At 68.9% G+C, this 18,909-nt stretch carries 20 protein-coding genes; 18 read left to right on the forward strand and 2 right to left on the reverse strand.

What is annotated here, in order from left to right; genetic code table 11:
• The 4 genes from thrB (at position 1) to prfA (ending at position 4,835) form a co-directional block, all read left to right on the forward strand.
• Positions 1–930: a homoserine kinase gene (gene thrB / locus ACWPOB_RS24070; RefSeq protein WP_100056639.1), complete on the forward strand. Its 930-nt coding sequence runs from the start codon at positions 1–3 to the stop codon at positions 928–930.
• A gap of 356 nt (positions 931–1,286) precedes the next feature.
• Positions 1,287–3,269, forward strand: a complete 1,983-nt coding sequence (gene rho, locus ACWPOB_RS24075; protein ID WP_455402359.1) for a transcription termination factor Rho — start codon at positions 1,287–1,289, stop codon at positions 3,267–3,269.
• A gap of 141 nt (positions 3,270–3,410) precedes the next feature.
• The gene (gene rpmE / locus ACWPOB_RS24080; protein ID WP_006944378.1) at positions 3,411–3,644 is read left to right on the forward strand and encodes a 50S ribosomal protein L31; all 234 of its coding nucleotides are present in this window, start codon (positions 3,411–3,413) and stop codon (positions 3,642–3,644) included.
• Between the two features lie 111 nt (positions 3,645–3,755).
• Positions 3,756–4,835: a peptide chain release factor 1 gene (prfA, locus tag ACWPOB_RS24085; protein ID WP_100056427.1), complete on the forward strand. Its 1,080-nt coding sequence runs from the start codon at positions 3,756–3,758 to the stop codon at positions 4,833–4,835.
• A gap of 24 nt (positions 4,836–4,859) precedes the next feature.
• Here the strand turns inward: prfA and ACWPOB_RS24090 are convergent, their stop codons facing one another.
• Positions 4,860–5,330, reverse strand: coding sequence for a hypothetical protein (locus tag ACWPOB_RS24090; protein WP_100056426.1), 471 nt, complete (start codon positions 5,328–5,330; stop codon positions 4,860–4,862).
• A gap of 123 nt (positions 5,331–5,453) precedes the next feature.
• Here ACWPOB_RS24090 and prmC point away from each other — a divergent pair, with 123 nt between their 5' ends.
• The 13 genes from prmC (at position 5,454) to ACWPOB_RS24155 (ending at position 16,679) form a co-directional block, all read left to right on the forward strand.
• Positions 5,454–6,374 (forward strand): peptide chain release factor N(5)-glutamine methyltransferase, encoded by a 921-nt coding sequence (prmC, locus tag ACWPOB_RS24095; protein WP_100056425.1) that lies wholly within the window; start codon positions 5,454–5,456, stop codon positions 6,372–6,374.
• A 36-nt stretch (positions 6,375–6,410) separates the two neighbouring features.
• The gene (locus ACWPOB_RS24100) at positions 6,411–7,073 is read left to right on the forward strand and encodes an L-threonylcarbamoyladenylate synthase (RefSeq protein WP_029542940.1); all 663 of its coding nucleotides are present in this window, start codon (positions 6,411–6,413) and stop codon (positions 7,071–7,073) included.
• 18 nt (positions 7,074–7,091) lie between these two features.
• The gene (locus tag ACWPOB_RS24105) at positions 7,092–8,297 is read left to right on the forward strand and encodes a glycosyltransferase family 4 protein (protein WP_100056424.1); all 1,206 of its coding nucleotides are present in this window, start codon (positions 7,092–7,094) and stop codon (positions 8,295–8,297) included.
• Positions 8,298–8,359: 62 nt separating this feature from the next.
• Positions 8,360–8,776: a hypothetical protein gene (locus ACWPOB_RS24110; RefSeq protein WP_202917562.1), complete on the forward strand. Its 417-nt coding sequence runs from the start codon at positions 8,360–8,362 to the stop codon at positions 8,774–8,776.
• Between the two features lie 259 nt (positions 8,777–9,035).
• The gene (gene atpB / locus ACWPOB_RS24115) at positions 9,036–9,884 is read left to right on the forward strand and encodes a F0F1 ATP synthase subunit A (RefSeq protein ID WP_170914067.1); all 849 of its coding nucleotides are present in this window, start codon (positions 9,036–9,038) and stop codon (positions 9,882–9,884) included.
• 89 nt (positions 9,885–9,973) lie between these two features.
• The gene (locus ACWPOB_RS24120) at positions 9,974–10,225 is read left to right on the forward strand and encodes an ATP synthase F0 subunit C (protein ID WP_003935756.1); all 252 of its coding nucleotides are present in this window, start codon (positions 9,974–9,976) and stop codon (positions 10,223–10,225) included.
• 10 nt (positions 10,226–10,235) lie between these two features.
• Positions 10,236–10,796, forward strand: a complete 561-nt coding sequence (locus tag ACWPOB_RS24125) for a F0F1 ATP synthase subunit B (protein WP_006944352.1) — start codon at positions 10,236–10,238, stop codon at positions 10,794–10,796.
• A gap of 5 nt (positions 10,797–10,801) precedes the next feature.
• Entirely contained in the window at positions 10,802–11,641 is an 840-nt protein-coding gene (locus tag ACWPOB_RS24130; protein ID WP_100056429.1) for a F0F1 ATP synthase subunit delta, read from the forward strand.
• Positions 11,642–11,705: 64 nt separating this feature from the next.
• Positions 11,706–13,349, forward strand: a complete 1,644-nt coding sequence (gene atpA, locus ACWPOB_RS24135) for a F0F1 ATP synthase subunit alpha (RefSeq protein ID WP_455402360.1) — start codon at positions 11,706–11,708, stop codon at positions 13,347–13,349.
• Positions 13,350–13,397: 48 nt separating this feature from the next.
• The gene (locus tag ACWPOB_RS24140) at positions 13,398–14,381 is read left to right on the forward strand and encodes a F0F1 ATP synthase subunit gamma (protein ID WP_100056423.1); all 984 of its coding nucleotides are present in this window, start codon (positions 13,398–13,400) and stop codon (positions 14,379–14,381) included.
• Between the two features lie 4 nt (positions 14,382–14,385).
• Entirely contained in the window at positions 14,386–15,837 is a 1,452-nt protein-coding gene (gene atpD / locus ACWPOB_RS24145) for a F0F1 ATP synthase subunit beta (protein WP_455402361.1), read from the forward strand.
• 6 nt (positions 15,838–15,843) lie between these two features.
• Positions 15,844–16,209 (forward strand): F0F1 ATP synthase subunit epsilon, encoded by a 366-nt coding sequence (locus ACWPOB_RS24150; RefSeq protein WP_455402362.1) that lies wholly within the window; start codon positions 15,844–15,846, stop codon positions 16,207–16,209.
• Between the two features lie 47 nt (positions 16,210–16,256).
• A complete protein-coding gene (locus ACWPOB_RS24155; RefSeq protein ID WP_037200752.1) occupies positions 16,257–16,679 on the forward strand; it encodes a DUF2550 domain-containing protein in 423 nt (140 codons plus the stop codon).
• Between the two features lie 19 nt (positions 16,680–16,698).
• Here ACWPOB_RS24155 and ACWPOB_RS24160 read toward each other — a convergent pair whose 3' ends face one another.
• Entirely contained in the window at positions 16,699–17,271 is a 573-nt protein-coding gene (locus ACWPOB_RS24160; RefSeq protein WP_455402363.1) for a cob(I)yrinic acid a,c-diamide adenosyltransferase, read from the reverse strand.
• A 56-nt stretch (positions 17,272–17,327) separates the two neighbouring features.
• Between ACWPOB_RS24160 and murA the strand changes: the two genes are divergently transcribed.
• On the forward strand, positions 17,328–18,590 hold the full coding sequence (gene murA, locus ACWPOB_RS24165) for a UDP-N-acetylglucosamine 1-carboxyvinyltransferase (RefSeq protein WP_100056420.1): 1,263 nt from the start codon (positions 17,328–17,330) through the stop codon (positions 18,588–18,590).
• Positions 18,591–18,909: the final 319 nt, after the last annotated feature.

Raw genomic sequence — 18,909 nt, forward strand, 5'->3', positions numbered from 1 at the left:
ATGACGCAGACGCTGCCCGTAGGGATCTCCGTGACCGCCCGGGTCCCGGCCTCGAGCGCGAATCTGGGCCCCGGTTTCGATTCGCTGGGGCTGGCCGTCGGGTTGTACGACGAGATCACGGTCACCACAACCGCATCGGGCCTCGAGGTGCGTGTAGAGGGCGAGGGCGCCGAAGAGGTGCCGTGGGGGCCGTCGCACCTGGTGGTGCGGGCGGTCGAGCGTGGCCTCGAGGCCGCCGGAGTGTGGGCCGACGGTCTGGACGTGTTGTGCCGCAACGTTATTCCGCACTCGCGCGGCCTCGGCTCGTCGGCCTCGGCGGTCGTCGGAGGCCTGGCGGCCGCCAACGGGCTGGTGCGCAAGGTGGCTCCGGAGCGCGTGCTCGACGAGGGGCAGCTCGTCCAGCTCGCCTCCGAATTCGAGGGCCACCCGGACAATGCCTCCGCCAGCATCCTGGGCGGCGCGGTCGTGTCGTGGAGCGAGTCGGTCGTCGGCGACGAACAGCGCACCTACCGCGCGGTGCCCCTCACGGTCCACCCGGCGATCCGGGTCGTCGTGCTGGTGCCGTCGTCGCGCTCGTCCACCGCGCACACCCGCGGGTTGCTCCCCGATCTGGTGCCGCACCGCGACGCGGCGTTCAACGTCAGCCGCGCGGCGCTGGCCGTCGTCGCCCTCACCGAGCGGCCGGACCTGCTGATGCCGGCGACCGAGGACCTGCTGCACCAGGCGCAGCGCGCCCCGGCCCTGCCGCTGACCACCAAGTGGATCGCCACCCTGCGCGCGGCGGGCATTCCCGCCGCGGTCTCCGGTGCCGGCCCCACGGTGCTCGCCCTCACGACCGAGTCGTTCCCCGCGGAACTGCGCGCGGCCGCGGAGGCCGACGACATGACCGTGCTCGAACTCGACGTCGCGGACGGCGTGCAGGTCGTGTGAGCGAGCCCGAACCTCTCGAGTCGGGCGCGAACCCCCGGGCGACGCGCCCGGGGGCTTCTTCTTGCTCAACGTACAGTTCGTCGCTATTCTGTGCTTAGTCCGCACGTCGTGCGTTTCAGTCGCTGGCTTTTCCAGGGCATTCACTCCAGATCCATCGGGGCGATCGATCCTGGATCGATCCTCACCTGACCTCGTTTCGGGGAGATGGACCGACCGCACCTGCCGGAGGATGGCGTGATGGCGGACGTGCCGACCGTTCGATCCGTGAACACGTACGGCAATCCCAGATCGACGCAAGATCTGCGGAACGAACCCTCGACTCTGCGTGGCGCGAGTGAGGGAAGGAAAGGATCTCCGTGACAGATACGGACCTGATCGCTACGCCTGTTCTCGATACCACGGATTCGTCCGCGGGAGCGCAGGCCACCGATCCTGCACAGACTGCACCGCGTGCCGGTGGGCGGCGTGGCGCCGGTCTCTCCGGCATGGTGCTGGCCGAGCTGCGGACTCTCGCGGCCGAACTCGGTATCAAGGGAACCTCCGGGATGCGCAAGGGCGATCTCATCGCCGCGATCAAGGAGCGTCAAGGCGGCGGAGCTGCCGAGACGGCTCCTGCGCCGGAACAGCCGGCCCGGCCCGCCCGGACTCGTCGCGCCCGTGGTGCCGCCCAGGACGCGGCCCCCGCGGACACTGCCGCCCCCGCCGCCGAGCCGGCCCAGGCGCGGCCCGCCGCGACGACGGCGCCCGAACAGCCCGCCGAGGCTGCGGAACAGCCCGTCGACGGCGAGGCCGAGGGTGGCCGCCGGGGTCGTCAGCGTCGCGGTCGCCGAGGTGGCGACCAGGCCGCCGAGACGGCCACCGCCGAGGCCCCGAAGGACGCCGCCGAGGCGCGGACCGACGAGAAGCCGCGCGCCGAGGAAAAGATCGAGGAGAAGGCCGAGCCGTCCGACGGCGGTCGGCGCGAGCGCGGCCAGCGCGACGGCCAGCGTGACCAGCGCGACCAGCGCGACCAGGGCGAACGCCGCCGCGAGGACCGTGGTCAGGGCCCCCGTCAGGACGGCCGCGACGGCCGGGGTGGCGACGACGACGAGGACGGCCGCGGGCGCCGTGGGCGCCGCTTCCGTGAGCGTCGTCGCGGACGTGACCGCGGCGAGGCCGGCGCTGACACACGCGAGCCCGAGATCCGCGAGGACGACGTCCTGCAGCCGGTCGCCGGCATCCTCGACGTCCTGGACAACTACGCGTTCGTCCGGACCTCCGGGTACCTGGCCGGCCCCAACGACGTGTACGTCTCGATGAACATGGTGCGCAAGAACGGCCTGCGCCGGGGCGACGCCATCACCGGTGCGGTCCGCGTGCCGCGCGAAGGGGAGCAGGGCAACCAGCGCCAGAAGTTCAACCCGCTGGTCCGGCTCGACACGGTCAACGGTGGCGACGTCGAGGCCGCCAAGCGCCGCCCGGAGTTCAACAAGCTCACCCCGCTGTACCCGAACCAGCGGCTGCGGCTCGAGACCACCCCGAACATCCTGACCACCCGCGTGATCGACCTGATCATGCCGATCGGCAAGGGCCAGCGTGCCCTGATCGTGTCGCCGCCGAAGGCCGGCAAGACGACGGTGATGCAGGACATCGCGAACGCGATCACGACCAACAACCCCGAGTGCTATCTCATGGTCGTGCTGGTGGACGAGCGGCCCGAAGAGGTCACCGACATGCAGCGCTCGGTCAAGGGCGAGGTCATCGCCTCGACCTTCGACCGGCCGCCGGCGGATCACACGTCGGTCGCCGAGCTTGCGATCGAGCGGGCCAAGCGGCTCGTCGAGCAGGGCCGCGACGTGGTCGTCCTGCTCGACTCGATCACCCGCCTCGGCCGCGCGTACAACAACTCGTCGCCGGCGTCGGGCCGCATCCTCTCCGGTGGTGTCGACTCGACCGCCCTGTACCCGCCGAAGCGGTTCCTGGGCGCGGCTCGCAACATCGAGAACGGCGGCTCTCTCACCATCATCGCCACGGCCATGGTGGAGACGGGTTCGACGGGCGACACGGTGATCTTCGAGGAGTTCAAGGGCACCGGCAACGCCGAGCTCAAGCTCGACCGCAAGATCGCCGAGCGGCGCGTGTTCCCGGCGGTGGACGTCAACCCCTCCGGTACGCGCAAGGACGAGCTGCTGATGAGCCCCGACGAGTTCGCGGTGGTGCACAAGCTGCGCCGCGTGCTCTCCGGTCTGGACTCGCACCAGGCCATCGATCTGCTCATCGACCGGCTCAAGAAGAGCAAGAGCAACATCGAGTTCCTCCTACAGGTGTCGAAGACGGCACCGGGAGCGCTCGACGACTGATTGCCGCGGCAGCGGCGCCGCGTGCCCGGGGGCGGAATTTCTTCCCCCGGGCATGCGTTTGGCATAATCGAACAGCTCAGTCCGGTCCCGGTTCACGTCTCCGATCCGCGGAGGCGACCCGGCGGCCACGAAAGGGACACCATGAAGGCAGGAATTCACCCGAACTACGTGACGACCACCGTCGTCTGCGGTTGCGGGAACACGTTCGAGACGCGCAGCACCGCAGAGTCGGGACGGATCACCGTCGAGGTCTGCTCGCAGTGCCACCCGTTCTACACGGGCAAGCAGAAGATCCTCGACACCGGCGGACGCGTCGCCCGCTTCGAGGCCCGCTACGGCAAGCGCGACACCAAGAAGGCTGCTGCCGACAAGTAGCTGTCTCGCCGACGCCCGGTTCTGTCTCAGCCACAGGCCGGGCGTCGGCCTTTTTCCATCCCGATCCGGGCGCGGCACGGATCGGCACGACGGACGAGTGGAGCGAATCACATGGCGGGGCAGACCAAGCCGTCGGCCATCGACGACATCCTGGCCGAACACGCCGGTCTCGAGCAGCAGCTGTCCGATCCGGCGCTGCACAACGATCCGGCGACGGCCCGCAAGGTCGGCAAGCGGTTCGCCGAGCTCGCTCCCGTCATGGCCACCTACACCAAGCTGCGGGCCGCGCGCGACGATCTCGAGGCCGCGCGTGAGCTCGCCGCGGACGACGCCGCCTTCGCTGCCGAGATTCCCGCGCTCGAGGAGCGGGTGAGCGAACTCGACAAGGCGCTCACCGACCTGCTCGCCCCGCGCGATCCGCACGACGGCGACGACGTGGTGCTCGAGGTCAAGTCGGGGGAGGGCGGTGAGGAGTCCGCGCTGTTCGCCGCCGACCTCGCCCGCATGTACATCCGGTACGCCGAGCGCGCCGGCTGGCGCGTGGAGGTCCTCGGCGCGACCATCTCCGACCTCGGCGGTTACAAGGACGCGACGCTGTCGATCAAGTCGAAGAGCGATGTGCGCGACGGCGTCTGGTCGCGCCTGAAGTTCGAGGGGGGCGTGCACCGCGTCCAGCGTGTCCCCGTCACCGAGTCCCAGGGCCGGGTGCACACCTCGGCGGCCGGCGTGTTCATCTACCCCGAGCCGGACGAGGTGGAGGAGGTCCAGATCGACGAGTCGGACCTGCGCATCGACGTGTACCGCTCCTCCGGCAAAGGTGGTCAGGGCGTCAACACCACCGACTCGGCGGTGCGCATCACGCACCTGCCCACCGGCATCGTCGTCACGTGCCAGAACGAGCGGTCCCAGCTGCAGAACAAGGCGCGGGCGATGCAGGTGCTCGCCGCGCGGCTGCAGGCCGCGGCGGAGGAGGCCGCCGAGGCGGAGGCCTCCGCGGGCCGCGCCAGCCAGGTGCGCACGGTGGACCGCTCCGAGCGCATCCGCACCTACAACTTTCCCGAGAACCGGATCACCGATCACCGCATCGGCTTCAAGGCCCACAATCTCGACGGTGTGCTCGACGGCGACATGGACGCCCTGCTCGACGCCCTGGGCAAGGCCGACCGGGAGGCCCGGCTCGCTGCGGAGTGACGCTGTGAGCCGGGCCCCGGGCGGCTACTGCGCGGTCTCGCCGGGTTCGTCGCCCGGATCGTCGTCCGCGGGCACCTGCGAGATGTCGATGCCGGGAAGCAGGAAGCAGTTCTCGCCCTTCGCGTTCTGATGCGGTCCCCACACGGCGGACACGACGGTGCCCGGCCCGGTGTTCAGCAGCGCGACCGGGACGTCGCTGCTCTGCGGTGTCGCGGTCAACGAGGCGCCCCCCGTCTGCCAGGTGGCCGTGTTGACCCAGCCGACCTGACCGTTCTGCGCCTTCTGCTCGCCGACGGCGAAGAACAGCTGACCCTCCTCGAGGGCGTCGCTGTCCGTCTCGGTCACGCTGTGGATCGGCGCGACGTAGCTGCAGAGCAGCGGCGTGGGTTGGACGTCGATCGGCGATGCGGAGGCAAGTCCGGGCGCTGCGAGGCTGCCGGCGGCTCCGAGTGCGACGACGGCCGCTGCCCGAACCGCGAATCTCGACTTCGTCACAGGAAGATCCTTCCGTAGTTCCGTAGTGCTGCCTGACACGGACGATCTCGATCATGCCGCAGACCGGCGTAATGCGTGACCTGTCCGTTTCCGTGTGGTGACCGGCATGGCAGTCTGTACGCCGTGACTCGTCAACCCCTGCGCCTGGCGATCCTCGAAGCGGTGTCGGTGCTCGAGGAGGCCGGTGTCCCCAGCCCGCGTGTGGACGCCGAGCTGCTCGCCGCGCATCTGCTCGGCATCGAGCGCACCCGTCTCGGGCTCGTGCCGCTCGTCGACCCCGCCATGGTCGACGCGTACCGCGCGATGATCGCGCAGCGTGCCAAGCGGATCCCGCTGCAGTACATCACCGGCAGCACGGGGATGGGGGAGATCGACATCGAGGTCGGCCCCGGCGTCTTCGTCCCGCGGCCCGAGACCGAGCTGCTGCTGGCCTGGGCCCTGGCGTACCTGGAAGGACTCCAGGAGCATCCGCCGGTGGTGCTCGACCTGTGCACCGGCTCGGGCGCCCTCGCGCTGGCCATTGCGCACGCCCGGCCCGACGCGGTCGTGCACGCCGTCGAACTCGAGCCCCACGCCCTGGCCTGGGCGCGGCGGAACGCGGAACGCTGCGCGGCGGCGGGGGACACCCCGATCCTTCTGCATCAGGGCGACGTGACGGACCGCAACCTGCTCACCTCGCTCGAGGGCCGGGTCGACATCGTGGTGTCGAATCCGCCCTACATTCCCGAGGGCACCGACCTCCCGCCCGAGGTGATCGAGCACGACCCGCACTCGGCGCTGTTCGGCGGTCCCGACGGGCTGTCGGTGATCAAGCCGATGGTGTCGAACATCGCCCGCTGGCTGCGGATCGGCGGTGCCGTCGGCGTCGAGCACGACGACACGAACGGTGCCCAGGTCGCGGAGCTGTTCGCGCAGCGCCGCGTGTTCGGTGACGTGACCGAGCACCCCGATCTGGCGGGCCGGCCGCGGTTCGTCGTCGCCCGCCGGGTGCCGACCGACGTGGAGGCGCGGCGCGGCGGATCCCAGGGCGGGGCGGGTGTGTGATGTCGGACACGTTCGCGGCAGTGGAAGGATGAACTCGTGAGCACCGTCTACGACTGCAGTCGCCCCGATTCCCGTGCCGCCGGTCTGACCGCCGCCAAGGGTGCGCTCAAGGCCGGACGGCTCGTCGTCGTGCCCACGGACACGGTGTACGGGATCGCGGCGGATGCCTTCGACAGCGATGCGGTGACCAGCCTGCTGCGCGCCAAGGGCCGGGGCCGGGACATGCCGGTGCCGGTGCTGGTCGGCTCGTGGAACACGATCGACGGCCTGGTGAACACCGTTCGTCCGCAGGCACGGGAACTCATCCGTGCCTTCTGGCCCGGCGGTCTCAGTCTCGTTGTGCACCAAGCTCCCTCGCTCGCATGGGATCTGGGGGACACGCGCGGCACCGTGATGCTGCGCATGCCGTTGCACCCCGTGGTGCTCGAGTTGCTGCGCGAGGTGGGCCCGCTGGCCGTGTCGAGCGCAAACGTCTCCGGCCGTCCGCCGGCCACCACAGTGGACGAGGCGCGCACCCAGCTCGGCGGGTCGGCGAGCGTGTACCTCGACGGCGGACCGGCCGAACACGCCGTCGCCTCCACCATCGTCGACCTGACCGCCGACCGGCCCCGCGTGCTGCGCGAGGGCGCCGTGGCGGTCGAGGACATCGCGGAGGTGCTGGGCGAGGACCCGGCGCAGCTGCGTGCCGGCGGGGAGTGACGGCGGGGACCGGGCGAAGTGACTGCCGCCGACACGGCATCCCTGGTGCTGGCCCAGTCGGGCCGCGGCGCCGGCGTGCCCATCCGTGAGCTGCTGCTCGTGGCCCTCACCGCCGCGGTCGTCACCTTCCTCTCGACCGGGGCCGTGCGGATCGCCGCGATCCGGTTCGGTGCCGTCGCCGTACCCCGGGACCGCGATGTGCACGTCCAGCCGACGCCGCGGCTCGGCGGTGTCGGCATGTACATCGGGCTGGTGGCGGGCCTGCTGTTCGCCCAGCAGCTTCCGGCGCTGACCAGAGGCTTCGAGTACACCCCCGACATGGGTGCGGCGCTGGTGTCGGGCACCATCATCGTGATCGTCGGGATCATCGACGACCGTTGGGGACTCGACGCCCTGACCAAGTTCGTCGGGCAGGTCACGGCGGCGGGCGTGCTCGTCGTGATGGGCGTGAGCTGGATCGTCATCTACGAGCCGTTCGGCGGCAGCACCCTCATTCTCGACCAGCTGCAGGCGGGGCTGTTCACCGTGCTGGTCGCGGTGGTGATGATCAACGCGATGAACTTCGTCGACGGCCTCGACGGGCTCGCGGCCGGCCTGGGACTGATCGCAGCCGTCGCGATCTGTGTGTTCTCCGTCGGGCTGTTGCACGACCAGGGCGGCGACGTCAGCGCGTATCCGCCCGCCCTGATCGCCGCGGCCCTCGCCGGCGCCTGCCTCGGCTTCCTGCCGCACAACTTCCAGCCGGCCCGGATCTTCATGGGCGACTCCGGATCGATGCTGATCGGCCTGATGCTGGCGGCGACCTCGACGAGCGCGTCGGGACGCATCCCCCTGGCCGCCTACGGCACCCGCGACCTGCTCGGTCTGCTCTCCCCGCTGATCCTCGTGGGGGCTGTCATGTTCATCCCCATTCTCGACCTGCTGCTGGCGATCGTCCGGCGCACCCGGGCCGGGGTCAGCCCCTTCAGCCCCGACAAGATGCACCTGCATCACCGGTTGCTGCAGATCGGGCACTCGCACCGCCGGGTGGTGCTGCTGATCTACCTGTGGGTCGGGGTGCTCGCGTTCGGGGCCGTCGGCTCGTCCCTGCTCGACCGGCGGGCCGTCGTGCTGCTCGTGGCGGGCGGACTGGTGTTCGCGCTGGTCGTCACGGCGGTGCCGTCGCTGCGTCACGAGGACGCCGACCGTCCCCGGCGACGCTGGGGCCGGCGCCGGGTCCGTTAGGCTTGATTCCCGTGACCTCCCCGGATCGGCCCCTGCCCGCCCTGCCCGACTCTTCCGCGCCGATGCGCGCCGCCGTCCGCTACGGCGTGCTCGGACTGATCGCACTGACGGTCGTCGCGACGGTGATCGGCGGCCTCGTCGCCGGCCTGCCGGGCGTGTGGGGCGCGCTGATCGGCGCGGCCGTGGGAGGGGGGTTCATTCTCTTCACCGCCCTCGGCGTGCTGCTCACCGCCCGGCTTCCGGCGACGACGGCGGGCGCGGTGCTGCTGGGCACCTGGCTGCTCAAGCTCATCCTCGCGATCGTGGTGATGATGCTGCTCAAGCCGCTCGATTTCTACGACAAGGGTGCGCTGGTGCTCACCATCGTCTTCGCGCTGCTCATCGTCCTGGGAGCCGAGACCTACGGTGTGCTGTCGCAGCGGGCGCTGTACGTGGAGCCTGCCGGTAGCGCTGAGCAGGGGAACAACGACGAGCGGTAGTACCGTCGTTGTCAATGACCTGGCGGTACGGGCACCCGCCTACACAACGTCGTAGAAGTGTTGATAGGGTCGTCCCAAGCGAGTGCGACTGCCTGCGATTCCGGAGGAGTCGAGTGCGGTTGTGCCCTCGCAGGCGGTCGTGTTCGAATGGCCGCCGAGTCGACGAGAGTCGCCGACACCGACAGACGCTGGCCCCGATCGGGAGCCGACAGCAGCTGGCGAATACGCGAGCCGACCTGGTCGACTTGTTGGATCGTCAATGTCCGATCGAACCGCAGACGGCAATGCCTGCGGCCGACTACGGGAGAGAGCGCTGAGCGTCACCACCTTGGCTGCCGGAGAATTCCACGCGCCGTCACTAGCCGATTTCTTCCCCCCAGCAGTTCTGTTCGAAGGCACCCCCTTCGAAATGGACCGCCTGATGCTCATCCGCGTCGTCGTGGCCGTGCTCGTGGCGCTGTTCTTCGCGCTCGCGATGCGCAGCCCGAAGATTGTGCCCCGCGGTGTGCAGAACGTCGCCGAGATCATGATCGACTTCGTGCGGATCAACATCGCCGAGGACATCCTCGGCAAGCAGCAGGGCCGCCGATTCCTTCCGGTGCTCGTGACCATTTTCTTCCTCGTGGTCGGTCTCAACCTGACGTCGGTCATCCCGTTCCTGAACATCTCGTCGAACGCGCGCATCGGTATGCCGATCGTGCTGGCCGCGCTGGCCTACGTCGTCTTCAACTACGTGGGCATCAAGAAGTACGGGTTCTTCCGCTACGTCAAGAGCAGCATCGTCGTCCCGAACCTGCCCCCCGCGCTGCACGTGCTGGTCATCCCGATCGAGTTCATCTCGACGTTCCTGCTGCGCCCGTTCACGCTCACCATCCGTCTCATGGCGAACATGCTGGCCGGCCACATCATGCTGGTGCTGTTCTTCAGCGCAACCCAGTTCTTCTTCTTCAGCTCCGAAGGCGCGATGAAGATCTTCGGCATCGGCTCGCTGATCGGTGGCGTCGCGTTCACCTTCTTCGAGCTGCTGGTGATCGTCCTGCAGGCGTACATCTTCTCGCTGTTGACGGCGGTGTACATCGACCTGGCGCTGCACGCCGAAGAGCACTAGCGCGCCGACCGGCACTACCCACACAACACACAGACTGACTCGGTTGCCGATCCCCGGGGCCGAGCCACAAGAAAGGGAATGGAACACCAATGAGCGTTGCGCTTCAGGCAGTTGACGTCCTCGCCCAGACGGAGAGCACCATCAGCGGTCTCGGTGCGGTCGGCTACGGCCTCGCGGCCATCGGCCCCGGCATCGGCATCGGCATCGTCGTCGGCAAGGCGATCGAGGGCATGGCCCGCCAGCCCGAGATGGCCGGCCAGCTGCGCACCACCATGTTCCTCGGTATCGCGTTCACCGAGGCCCTGGCGCTGATCGGTATCGTCGCCGGCTTCATCTTCTGATCTGACGACCATGGCTGACAGCATCCTGTTGCTCGCGGCGGAGGCAGAGGACCAAAATCCTCTGCTCCCCGCGACGTATGACATCGTCTGGTCGCTGGTCGCCCTGATCATCGTCGGGCTCGTCTTCTGGAAGTACGTGCTTCCGCTGTTCCAGAAGGTGCTCGACGAGCGTTCGGAGCTGATCGAAGGCGGCATCAAGAAGGCCGAGGAAGCTCAGGCCGAGGCAAAGGCCGCGCTCGAGCAGTACCGCGCGCAGCTCGCCGAGGCCCGCACCGAGGCGGCGCAGATCCGCGAGGAGGCCCGTGCCCAGGGCCAGCAGATCATCGCGGACATGAAGGCCCAGGCCCAGGAGGAGAGCGACCGCATCGTTGCTGCCGGTCACAACCAGCTGCAGGCCCAGCGCCAGCAGATCGTGACCGAGCTGCGCGGCGATCTCGGACGCACCGCCGTGGATCTGGCCGAGAAGGTCATCGGGGAGTCCCTCTCCGACGACGTCAAGCGTGCCGGCTCGATCGACCGCTTCCTCAGCGAGCTCGACTCCCTCAGCGCTGACTCTGCATCCCGAAAGTGAGCACCATGTACGCAGCAAGCCGTGAGGCACTCGCTCAGACGCGTTCCGCGCTGCAGGGCGCGTTGGCGTCGAGCACCGCATCCGCTGCCGCGGGTGCCGCAACTGCAGCTGCGGCGCAGGCCGGCTCCGAGCTGTTCTCGGTGGTCGAGGTGCTCGACGATCAGCGCACCCTGCGGAGTGCGCTGGCCGACGCCTCGGCCCCGGCAGCCGGTCGGCAGGCGCTGGCCGAGCGGGTCTTCGGGAGCAAGGTCTCGCCTGTCACCCTCGCGACCCTGAAGGCGGCGGCAGGGCAGGACTGGTCGACCCAGTCCGACCTGACCAACTCCCTCGTTCAGCTGGGCCGCGAAGCCCTCCTGTCGGCGGCGGCGGACCAGAACCAGCTCGACACCGTCGAGGACGAGCTGTTCCGGCTCGGTCGCATCGTGGCCGGCAACGCCGAACTCGAACAGGCCCTCTCCGATCGCACCAAGCCGCTGGCGGCCAAGCGGGAGTTCCTCTCGCGTCTGCTCTACGGCAAGTCCACGGCGATCACCGAGGCCCTGGCCGTGCAGGCCGTCGGACGGCTGAAGGACAAGGCCCCGGCCGACGCGTTCGACGTACTGTCGAACCTCGCCGCCACCCAGCGGGACCGCGCCGTCGCCCACGTGCGCAGCGCGGCACCTCTCAGCGCGGCGCAGGCCGAACGGCTCACCGGTATCCTGACCAGAACGTACGGGAAACCGGTCACGGTGCACGTCGAGGTGGTTCCCGAGCTTCTCAGTGGATTGGTCGTCCGGGTGGGCGACGAGGTCATCGACGGCACCGCCGCGGGTCGACTCGCCGCAGTGCGCAAGAGCCTCACGTAGTCCACTACCGAACACACACACATAGCGATCTTTTCGAAGACCAGATACCGAGAGCAGGAAGAACATGGCGGAGCTGACGATCTCCTCCGACGAGATCCGTAGCGCGATCGACAACTACACCGCGAGCTACTCCCCGGAGGCCTCCCGCGAGGAGGTCGGCGTGGTCGCCGACACCAGTGACGGCATCGCGCACATCAGCGGTCTGCCGTCGGCGATGGCCAACGAGCTGCTGGAGTTCCCCGGCGGTGTGCTGGGCGTGGCCCTGAACCTCGACGCCACCGAGATCGGTGCCGTCATCCTCGGCGACTACCAGGACCTCGAAGAGGGCCAGGAAGTCAAGCGGACCGGCGACGTTCTGTCGGTGCCGGTCGGCGACGGCTACCTCGGCCGCGTCGTGAACCCCCTGGGCCAGCCGATCGACGGCCTCGGCGACATCGAGGCGACCGAGAACCGGGCCCTCGAGCTGCAGGCCGCGACCGTGCTGCAGCGCCAGCCGGTCGAGGAGCCGCTGCAGACCGGCATCAAGGCCATCGACGCGATGACCCCGATCGGCCGCGGCCAGCGCCAGCTGGTCATCGGCGACCGCAAGACGGGCAAGACCGCCGTCTGCGTCGACGCGATCCTGAACCAGAAGGCCAACTGGGCCTCCGGCGACCCGAAGCAGCAGGTCCGCTGCATCTACGTCGCGATCGGCCAGAAGGGCTCCACCATCGCGGGCGTCAAGGCCGCCCTCGAGGAGCACGGCGCGATGGAGTACACCACCATCGTCGCGGCCCCCGCCTCCGACTCCGCCGGCTTCAAGTGGCTCGCCCCCTACACCGGCTCGGCCATCGGCCAGCACTGGATGTACCAGGGCAAGCACGTGCTCATCGTGTTCGACGACCTGACCAAGCAGGCCGAGGCGTACCGCGCGATCTCCCTGCTGCTGCGCCGCCCGCCGGGACGTGAGGCCTACCCGGGCGACGTGTTCTACCTGCACTCCCGTCTGCTGGAGCGCTCGGCCAAGCTGTCCGACGAGCTCGGTGGCGGTTCGCTGACGGCCCTGCCGATCATCGAGACCAAGGCCAACGACGTCTCGGCCTACATCCCGACCAACGTCATCTCCATCACCGACGGCCAGGTCTTCCTCGAGTCCGACCTGTTCAACAAGGGCATCCGCCCCGCCATCAACGTCGGTATCTCGGTGTCCCGAGTCGGTGGCGCCGCGCAGACCAAGGGCATGAAGAAGGTGTCCGGCTCGCTGCGTCTGGAGCTCGCGCAGTTCCGCGAGCTCGAGGCGTTCGCCGCCTTCGCCTCCGACCTCGACGCGGCCTCGAAGGCGCAGCTCGAGCGTGGCCAGCGTCTGGTCGAGCTCCTCAAGCAGGACCAGTACTCCCCGGTCGCCGTCGAGGACCAGATCGTGTCGATCTACCTCGCGGGTGAGGGCGTCTACGACTCGGTTCCCGTCGGCGACGTGCGCCGCTTCGAGGCCGAACTGCTCGAGGACCTGCACCACAGCGCATCGGGCGTCTACGAGCAGATCGCCGGCGGCAAGGCGCTGACCGACGAGTCCGCCTCCGCGCTGCTCGCCGCGACCAACAAGTTCAAGGAGGGCTTCATCGCCTCCGACGGAACCCGCGTCGTGAACGAGGCCGAGGCCGAGGCCCTGGGGGCCGACGAGGTCGAGCAGGAGCAGGTTTCCGTCAAGCGCACCACTGTTCGCAAGTGAGCGTGGAGACCATGACCCAGCGTCCTGTGAAGGGAGTGTGATCGACGAATGGCAAGCCTGCGCGAGCTCCGCTCGCGGATCAAGTCGGTCAACTCGACCAAGAAGATCACCAAGGCGCAGGAGCTGATCGCGACGTCGCGGATCACGAAGGCTCAGGCCCGAGTGGCAGCGTCCAAGCCGTACGCCGAGGAGATCACCAAGGTGCTCTCCGAGTTGGCGAGCGCGTCCGCGTCGCTGGATCACCCCCTGCTCAACGAGCGGCCCAACCCGAGGCGTGCCGCAGTCCTGGTTGTCACCAGTGACCGTGGCATGGCCGGCGGCTACAACGCCAACGTCCTCAAGGAGGCCGAGGAGCTGCGGCAGCTGCTGGTCAGCGAGGGCAAGGAGCCGGTGTTCTACGTGCTCGGTGCCAAGGGCCTGAGCTACTACACCTTCCGCGGCCGGCAGGTTGCGGGGGCGTGGACCGGGTTCTCGCAGGAGCCGCGCTACACGGATGCGGCCAAGGCGAGTCGTCACCTGGTGGAACTGTTCATGGCCGGGTCCGGCAACGAGGTGCCCGCGCCGAACGGTGAGGGCACGATCGAGGGCGTCGACGAACTGCACATCGTCTTCACCCGCTTCGTCTCGATGCTGACCCAGACCCCCGAGGTGCGCCGGATGGCGCCGCTCGAGGTGACCGTCACCGAGGACGAGATCGACCTCGGCGAGGACATGCTCACCGACGGCCGGCACGTCGGCAGCAACGGCGGACCCCGGCCCGGCTACAACTTCGAGCCGGAGGCCTCGACGCTGCTCGCGGCGCTGCTGCCGAAGTACATCAGCACCCGCATCTTCGCGTCGCTGCTCGATGCCGCGGCGTCGGAGTCGGCTGCTCGGCGTACCGCCATGAAGGCGGCCACCGACAATGCCACGGAACTGGTGAACACCCTCAGCCGTCAGGCCAACCAGGCCCGCCAGGCGCAGATCACCCAGGAAATCAGCGAGATCGTCGGCGGTGCCAACGCGCTCGCCTCGAGTGCAGGAAGTGACTAAGCACATGACCGCAGCAGTAACCGATAACTACGGGGCGGGGGCGGCCTCGGCCACCGCCGGCCGCGTCGTTCGGGTCATCGGCCCCGTCGTGGACGTCGAGTTCCCGCGTGGTGCCGTTCCCTCTCTGTTCAACGCCCTGCACGCAGAGGTCACTCTGCCGTCCGTGGCGAAGACCCTGACCTTCGAGGTCGCGCAGCACCTGGGTGACAACCTGGTGCGAACGATCTCCATGCAGCCCACCGACGGCCTGGTGCGCGGCACCACGGTCGTCGACACCGGCCGTCCGATCTCCGTGCCGGTCGGCGACGTCGTCAAGGGCCACGTGTTCAACGCCCTCGGTGACTGCCTCGACGCCCCGGGCACCGGCCGCGACGGCGAGCAGTGGGGCATCCACCGCAAGCCGCCGGCCTTCGACCAGCTCGAGGGCAAGACCGAGATCCTCGAGACCGGCATCAAGGTCATCGACCTGCTGACCCCGTACGTCAAGGGCGGCAAGATCGGTCTGTTCGGTGGTGCCGGTGTCGGCAAGACCGTTCTTATCCAGGAGATGATCACCCGTATCGCGCGTGAGTTCTCCGGCACGTCGGTGTTCGCCGGCGTCGGCGAGCGCACCCGTGAGGGCACCGACCTCCACCTCGAGATGGAGGAGATGGGCGTCCTTCAGGACACCGCCCTCGTCTTCGGCCAGATGGACGAGCCGCCGGGAACGCGTATGCGCGTCGCCCTGTCCGCGCTGACCATGGCGGAGTACTTCCGCGATGTCCAGGGCCAGGACGTGCTGCTGTTCATCGACAACATCTTCCGGTTCACCCAGGCAGGTTCCGAGGTGTCGACCCTGCTCGGTCGTATGCCTTCGGCCGTGGGTTACCAGCCGACGCTGGCCGACGAGATGGGTGAGCTCCAGGAGCGCATCACCTCGACGCGTGGCCGCTCGATCACCTCGCTGCAGGCGATCTACGTCCCCGCCGACGACTACACCGACCCGGCGCCGGCCACGACGTTCGCGCACCTCGATGCGACCACCGAGCTCTCGCGTCCGATCTCGCAGATGGGTATCTACCCCGCTGTGGACCCGCTGACGTCGACCTCGCGCATCCTCGAGCCCGGCATCGTCGGTGCCGAGCACTTCCGCGTCGCCAACGAGGTCAAGCGGATCCTGCAGAAGTACAAGGAACTGCAGGACATCATCGCCATCCTCGGTATGGACGAGCTCTCCGAAGAGGACAAGGTCCTCGTCGGCCGCGCCCGTCGTATCCAGAAGTTCCTCGGCCAGAACTTCATCGTTGCCGAGAAGTTCACCGGCGAGCCCGGCTCCGTGGTGCCGCTGCGCGACACCATCGAGGCGTTCGACCGCGTCACCAAGGGTGAGTTCGACCACCTGCCCGAGCAGGCGTTCAACAGCTGCGGTGGACTCGACGACGTCGAGGCCGCTGCCAAGAAGATCGCCGGGAAGTAGTCCGCGATGGCTGAAATGACCGTGGACCTCGTTGCCGTCGAGGAGCGCCTGTGGTCGGGCACCGCCCGGCTGGTCAGCGCCCAGACGACCGAGGGCGAGATCGGTGTCATGCCGGGCCACGAGCCGGTCCTGGGCCAGCTCGTGGAGGGCGGCGTCGTCTCCATCACGACCGCCGACGGCGAGCGCGTCGTCGCGGCCGTGCACGGCGGCTTCCTCTCGGTGACCGCCACGACGGTGACGATCCTCGCCGAGGCCGCGGAGCTGACGGAGAACATCGACGTCGAGTCCGCGCGCGCCGTGCTGAGCGAAAGCCAGGACGAGGCCGAGATCGCCGCGGCGCGGGGCCGGCTCCGGGCCGTCGAGCGGGCCTGACCGGACACGAGAAGCCGCGACGGAGCCGACGAGCAGTGTCAGTTGGAATGATTGTTCTCATCGTTCTGGTGATACTGCTCGCGGCTGCCGTCGCGGCTTTTCTCTATCGCCTCGTCACCCTGCGGGGCGGCGGCACCGCCGCGATCCTGCGGCGGCTGCCCAACGGCGCCGGCGCCGGGTGGCGGCACGGCGTCATCCGTTACGGCGAGCGCACGCTCGTCTTCTACAAGCTCTCCAGTCTGCGCCCGGGCCCGGACTCGCGGCTCGCCCGGCAGGGAGTCGAGGTGCGCAGCCGTCGCGCGCCCGAGGGCAGTGAGCACGACATCATGACCGAGGACATCGTGATCCTCGAGATCCAGGACGGCGCAAACAACTTCGAGATCGCCCTCGACAGCGGTGCACTCACCGCCTTCCTGTCCTGGCTCGAATCCCGGCCTTCGGACCGATCCCTGCGCGGCCGGCCGAACTGACGTCCGGCCGACCGGGTCCTCACGCGCCCGCGCCCGGCTTCCAGAGCACGTCACCGTCCGGGTTCGCGACGCGACCGAGGATGAAGAGCAGATCCGACAGCCGGTTGAGGTACTTCGCCGGCAGCACGTTCGTATCGTCCGGGTGGGCGGCTACCGCCGCCCAGGCGGAGCGCTCCGCCCGCCGTGCCACCGTACGGGCCGTGTGCAGCAGGGCCGCCAGCGCGGTGCCGCCGGGGAGAATGAAGGAATCGAGCGGCGCCAGTTCCTCGTTGAACTCGTCGCACCAGCGCTCGAGCCGATCGATGTACGCCTGCGTGATCCGCAGCGGCGGGTACTTCGGCTCCGGCACCACCGGCGTCGACAGGTCTGCTCCGGCGTCGAACAGGTCGTTCTGGATCTGGCGCAGGACCGGCGCCATCCGTTCCGGTACGTCGCCCGCCGCCAGCGCCACGCCGAGCGCCGCATTCGTCTCGTCGCAGTCCGCGTAGGCGATCAGTCTCGGGTCGTTCTTCGACACCCTGGAGAAGTCGCTGAGGCCCGTCGTACCGTCGTCGCCGGTGCGGGTGTAGATCCGTGTGAGATGGACAGCCATGCAGGTCACGGTACCGCTCCCGTATTCCCGCAGTGTGGTCGATAGGCTGTGGCGTTGTGAGTGATCGCTTTCTTGTCTCCGGTGGTAACCGGCTTGTCGGTGAGGTTGTCGTCGGGGGCGCCAAGAACAGCGTGCTCAAGCTGATGGCAGCCGCCCTGTTGGCGGAGGGGACGAGCGTCATCACCAACTGCCCGGACATCCTCGACGTGCCGCTGATGGCCGAGGTTCTCCGCGGACTCGGATGCGACGTGGAGCTCGAGGGTGACGAGGTACGCATCACGACCCCCGCACAGCCGAAGTACCAGGCAGACTTCGCCGCCGTCCGGCAATTCCGTGCGTCGGTGTGTGTTCTCGGACCGCTGGTGGCTCGGTGCCGCAAGGCCGTCGTCGCGCTGCCGGGCGGCGATGCGATCGGCTCACGGCCGCTCGATATGCACCAGACGGGGCTCCGCCTGCTGGGGGCGCACAGCACGATCGAGCACGGCTGTGTGGTGGCCGAGGCCGACGACCTGCACGGCAACGCGATCCGCCTGGCCTTCCCGTCGGTGGGGGCGACCGAGAACATCCTGATGGCCGCCGTTCTCGCGAACGGAGAGACCACGATCGACAACGCGGCTCGGGAGCCGGAGATCGTCGACCTGTGCACCATGCTGGTCCAGATGGGTGCCCGCATCTCCGGGGCCGGCACCTCGACCCTGACGATCACGGGCGTCTCCCGGCTCGAACCCACCACCCACCGCGTCATCGGGGATCGCATCGTCGCGGCGACGTGGGGGATCGCGGCGGCGATGACGCGCGGCGATGTCCGCGTGCGCGGCGTCAACCCGAAGCACCTGAGCCTCGTGCTCGACAAGCTCCGTGCCGCCGGCGCCGAGGTGACGCCCGAGGTGGACGGCTTCCGGGTTGTTCAGCACGACCGTCCCCGGGCGGTCAACTTCGCGACGCTGCCGTATCCCGGCTTTCCGACCGACCTCCAGCCCATGGCGATCGGGCTCGCCGCGGTGGCCGACGGCACGTCGATGATCACGGAGAACGTCTTCGAGGCGCGGTTCCGGTTCGTCGAGGAGATGATCCGGCTCGGCGCCGATGCGCGCACCGACGGGCACCATGCCGTGGTTCGCGGTGTCGAGGAGTTGTCGAGCGCGCCGGTGTGGTCGTCGGACATCCGTGCCGGTGCCGGACTGGTCCTGGCCGGGCTGTGTGCGGACGGCGTCACCGAGGTGCACGACGTCTACCACATCGACCGCGGCTACCCGAGATTCGTGGAGATCATCGAGGGGCTCGGTGGCGTCATCGAGCGGGTCAGCTCCGACTCCTGATGCGGTGCGCCGAAAGTGGCTGTGCCTCAGTCATTTCGGGCTCTACCGGCCGGGCGGACGCCATGGCCGGTCCGAATGTGCCGCGCATCACGGTGGATGGTTAGCGCGGAGGCGGAGCCGGGGGCGGCCCGCGAACTGGGAAAACAGTGCCGCATCGGGGCTTGACCAGCGGATTTGGCACACGGTTCTTCCTCACGTAACTTATTCCAGGTCAGAGCGACACGGACACCGACCCGGCCCGCAGGGGCTCGGGACAACGAGGTTGGACGCAGGCGCCTGATTGTTCGGTTCGGAATCTTCTGGTAGGGTTCTGGGCCGT

It is taken from the genome of Rhodococcus sp. 2H158 (assembly GCF_053764755.1).

Coding starts and splice junctions, on each gene's coding strand:
- ACWPOB_RS24150 (WP_455402362.1), top strand. CDS start 15,844: ATGGCTGAAATGACCGTGGACCTCGTTGCCGTCGAGGAGCGCCTGTGG.
- atpD (WP_455402361.1), top strand. CDS start 14,386: ATGACCGCAGCAGTAACCGATAACTACGGGGCGGGGGCGGCCTCGGCC.
- atpB (WP_170914067.1), top strand. CDS start 9,036: ATGTCCGATCGAACCGCAGACGGCAATGCCTGCGGCCGACTACGGGAG.
- ACWPOB_RS24110 (WP_202917562.1), top strand. CDS start 8,360: ATGCGCGCCGCCGTCCGCTACGGCGTGCTCGGACTGATCGCACTGACG.
- ACWPOB_RS24130 (WP_100056429.1), top strand. CDS start 10,802: ATGTACGCAGCAAGCCGTGAGGCACTCGCTCAGACGCGTTCCGCGCTG.
- atpA (WP_455402360.1), top strand. CDS start 11,706: ATGGCGGAGCTGACGATCTCCTCCGACGAGATCCGTAGCGCGATCGAC.
- thrB (WP_100056639.1), top strand. CDS start 1: ATGACGCAGACGCTGCCCGTAGGGATCTCCGTGACCGCCCGGGTCCCG.
- ACWPOB_RS24125 (WP_006944352.1), top strand. CDS start 10,236: ATGGCTGACAGCATCCTGTTGCTCGCGGCGGAGGCAGAGGACCAAAAT.
- ACWPOB_RS24160 (WP_455402363.1), bottom strand. CDS start 17,271: ATGGCTGTCCATCTCACACGGATCTACACCCGCACCGGCGACGACGGT.
- rpmE (WP_006944378.1), top strand. CDS start 3,411: ATGAAGGCAGGAATTCACCCGAACTACGTGACGACCACCGTCGTCTGC.
- ACWPOB_RS24155 (WP_037200752.1), top strand. CDS start 16,257: ATGATTGTTCTCATCGTTCTGGTGATACTGCTCGCGGCTGCCGTCGCG.
- ACWPOB_RS24120 (WP_003935756.1), top strand. CDS start 9,974: ATGAGCGTTGCGCTTCAGGCAGTTGACGTCCTCGCCCAGACGGAGAGC.
- ACWPOB_RS24140 (WP_100056423.1), top strand. CDS start 13,398: ATGGCAAGCCTGCGCGAGCTCCGCTCGCGGATCAAGTCGGTCAACTCG.
- prfA (WP_100056427.1), top strand. CDS start 3,756: ATGGCGGGGCAGACCAAGCCGTCGGCCATCGACGACATCCTGGCCGAA.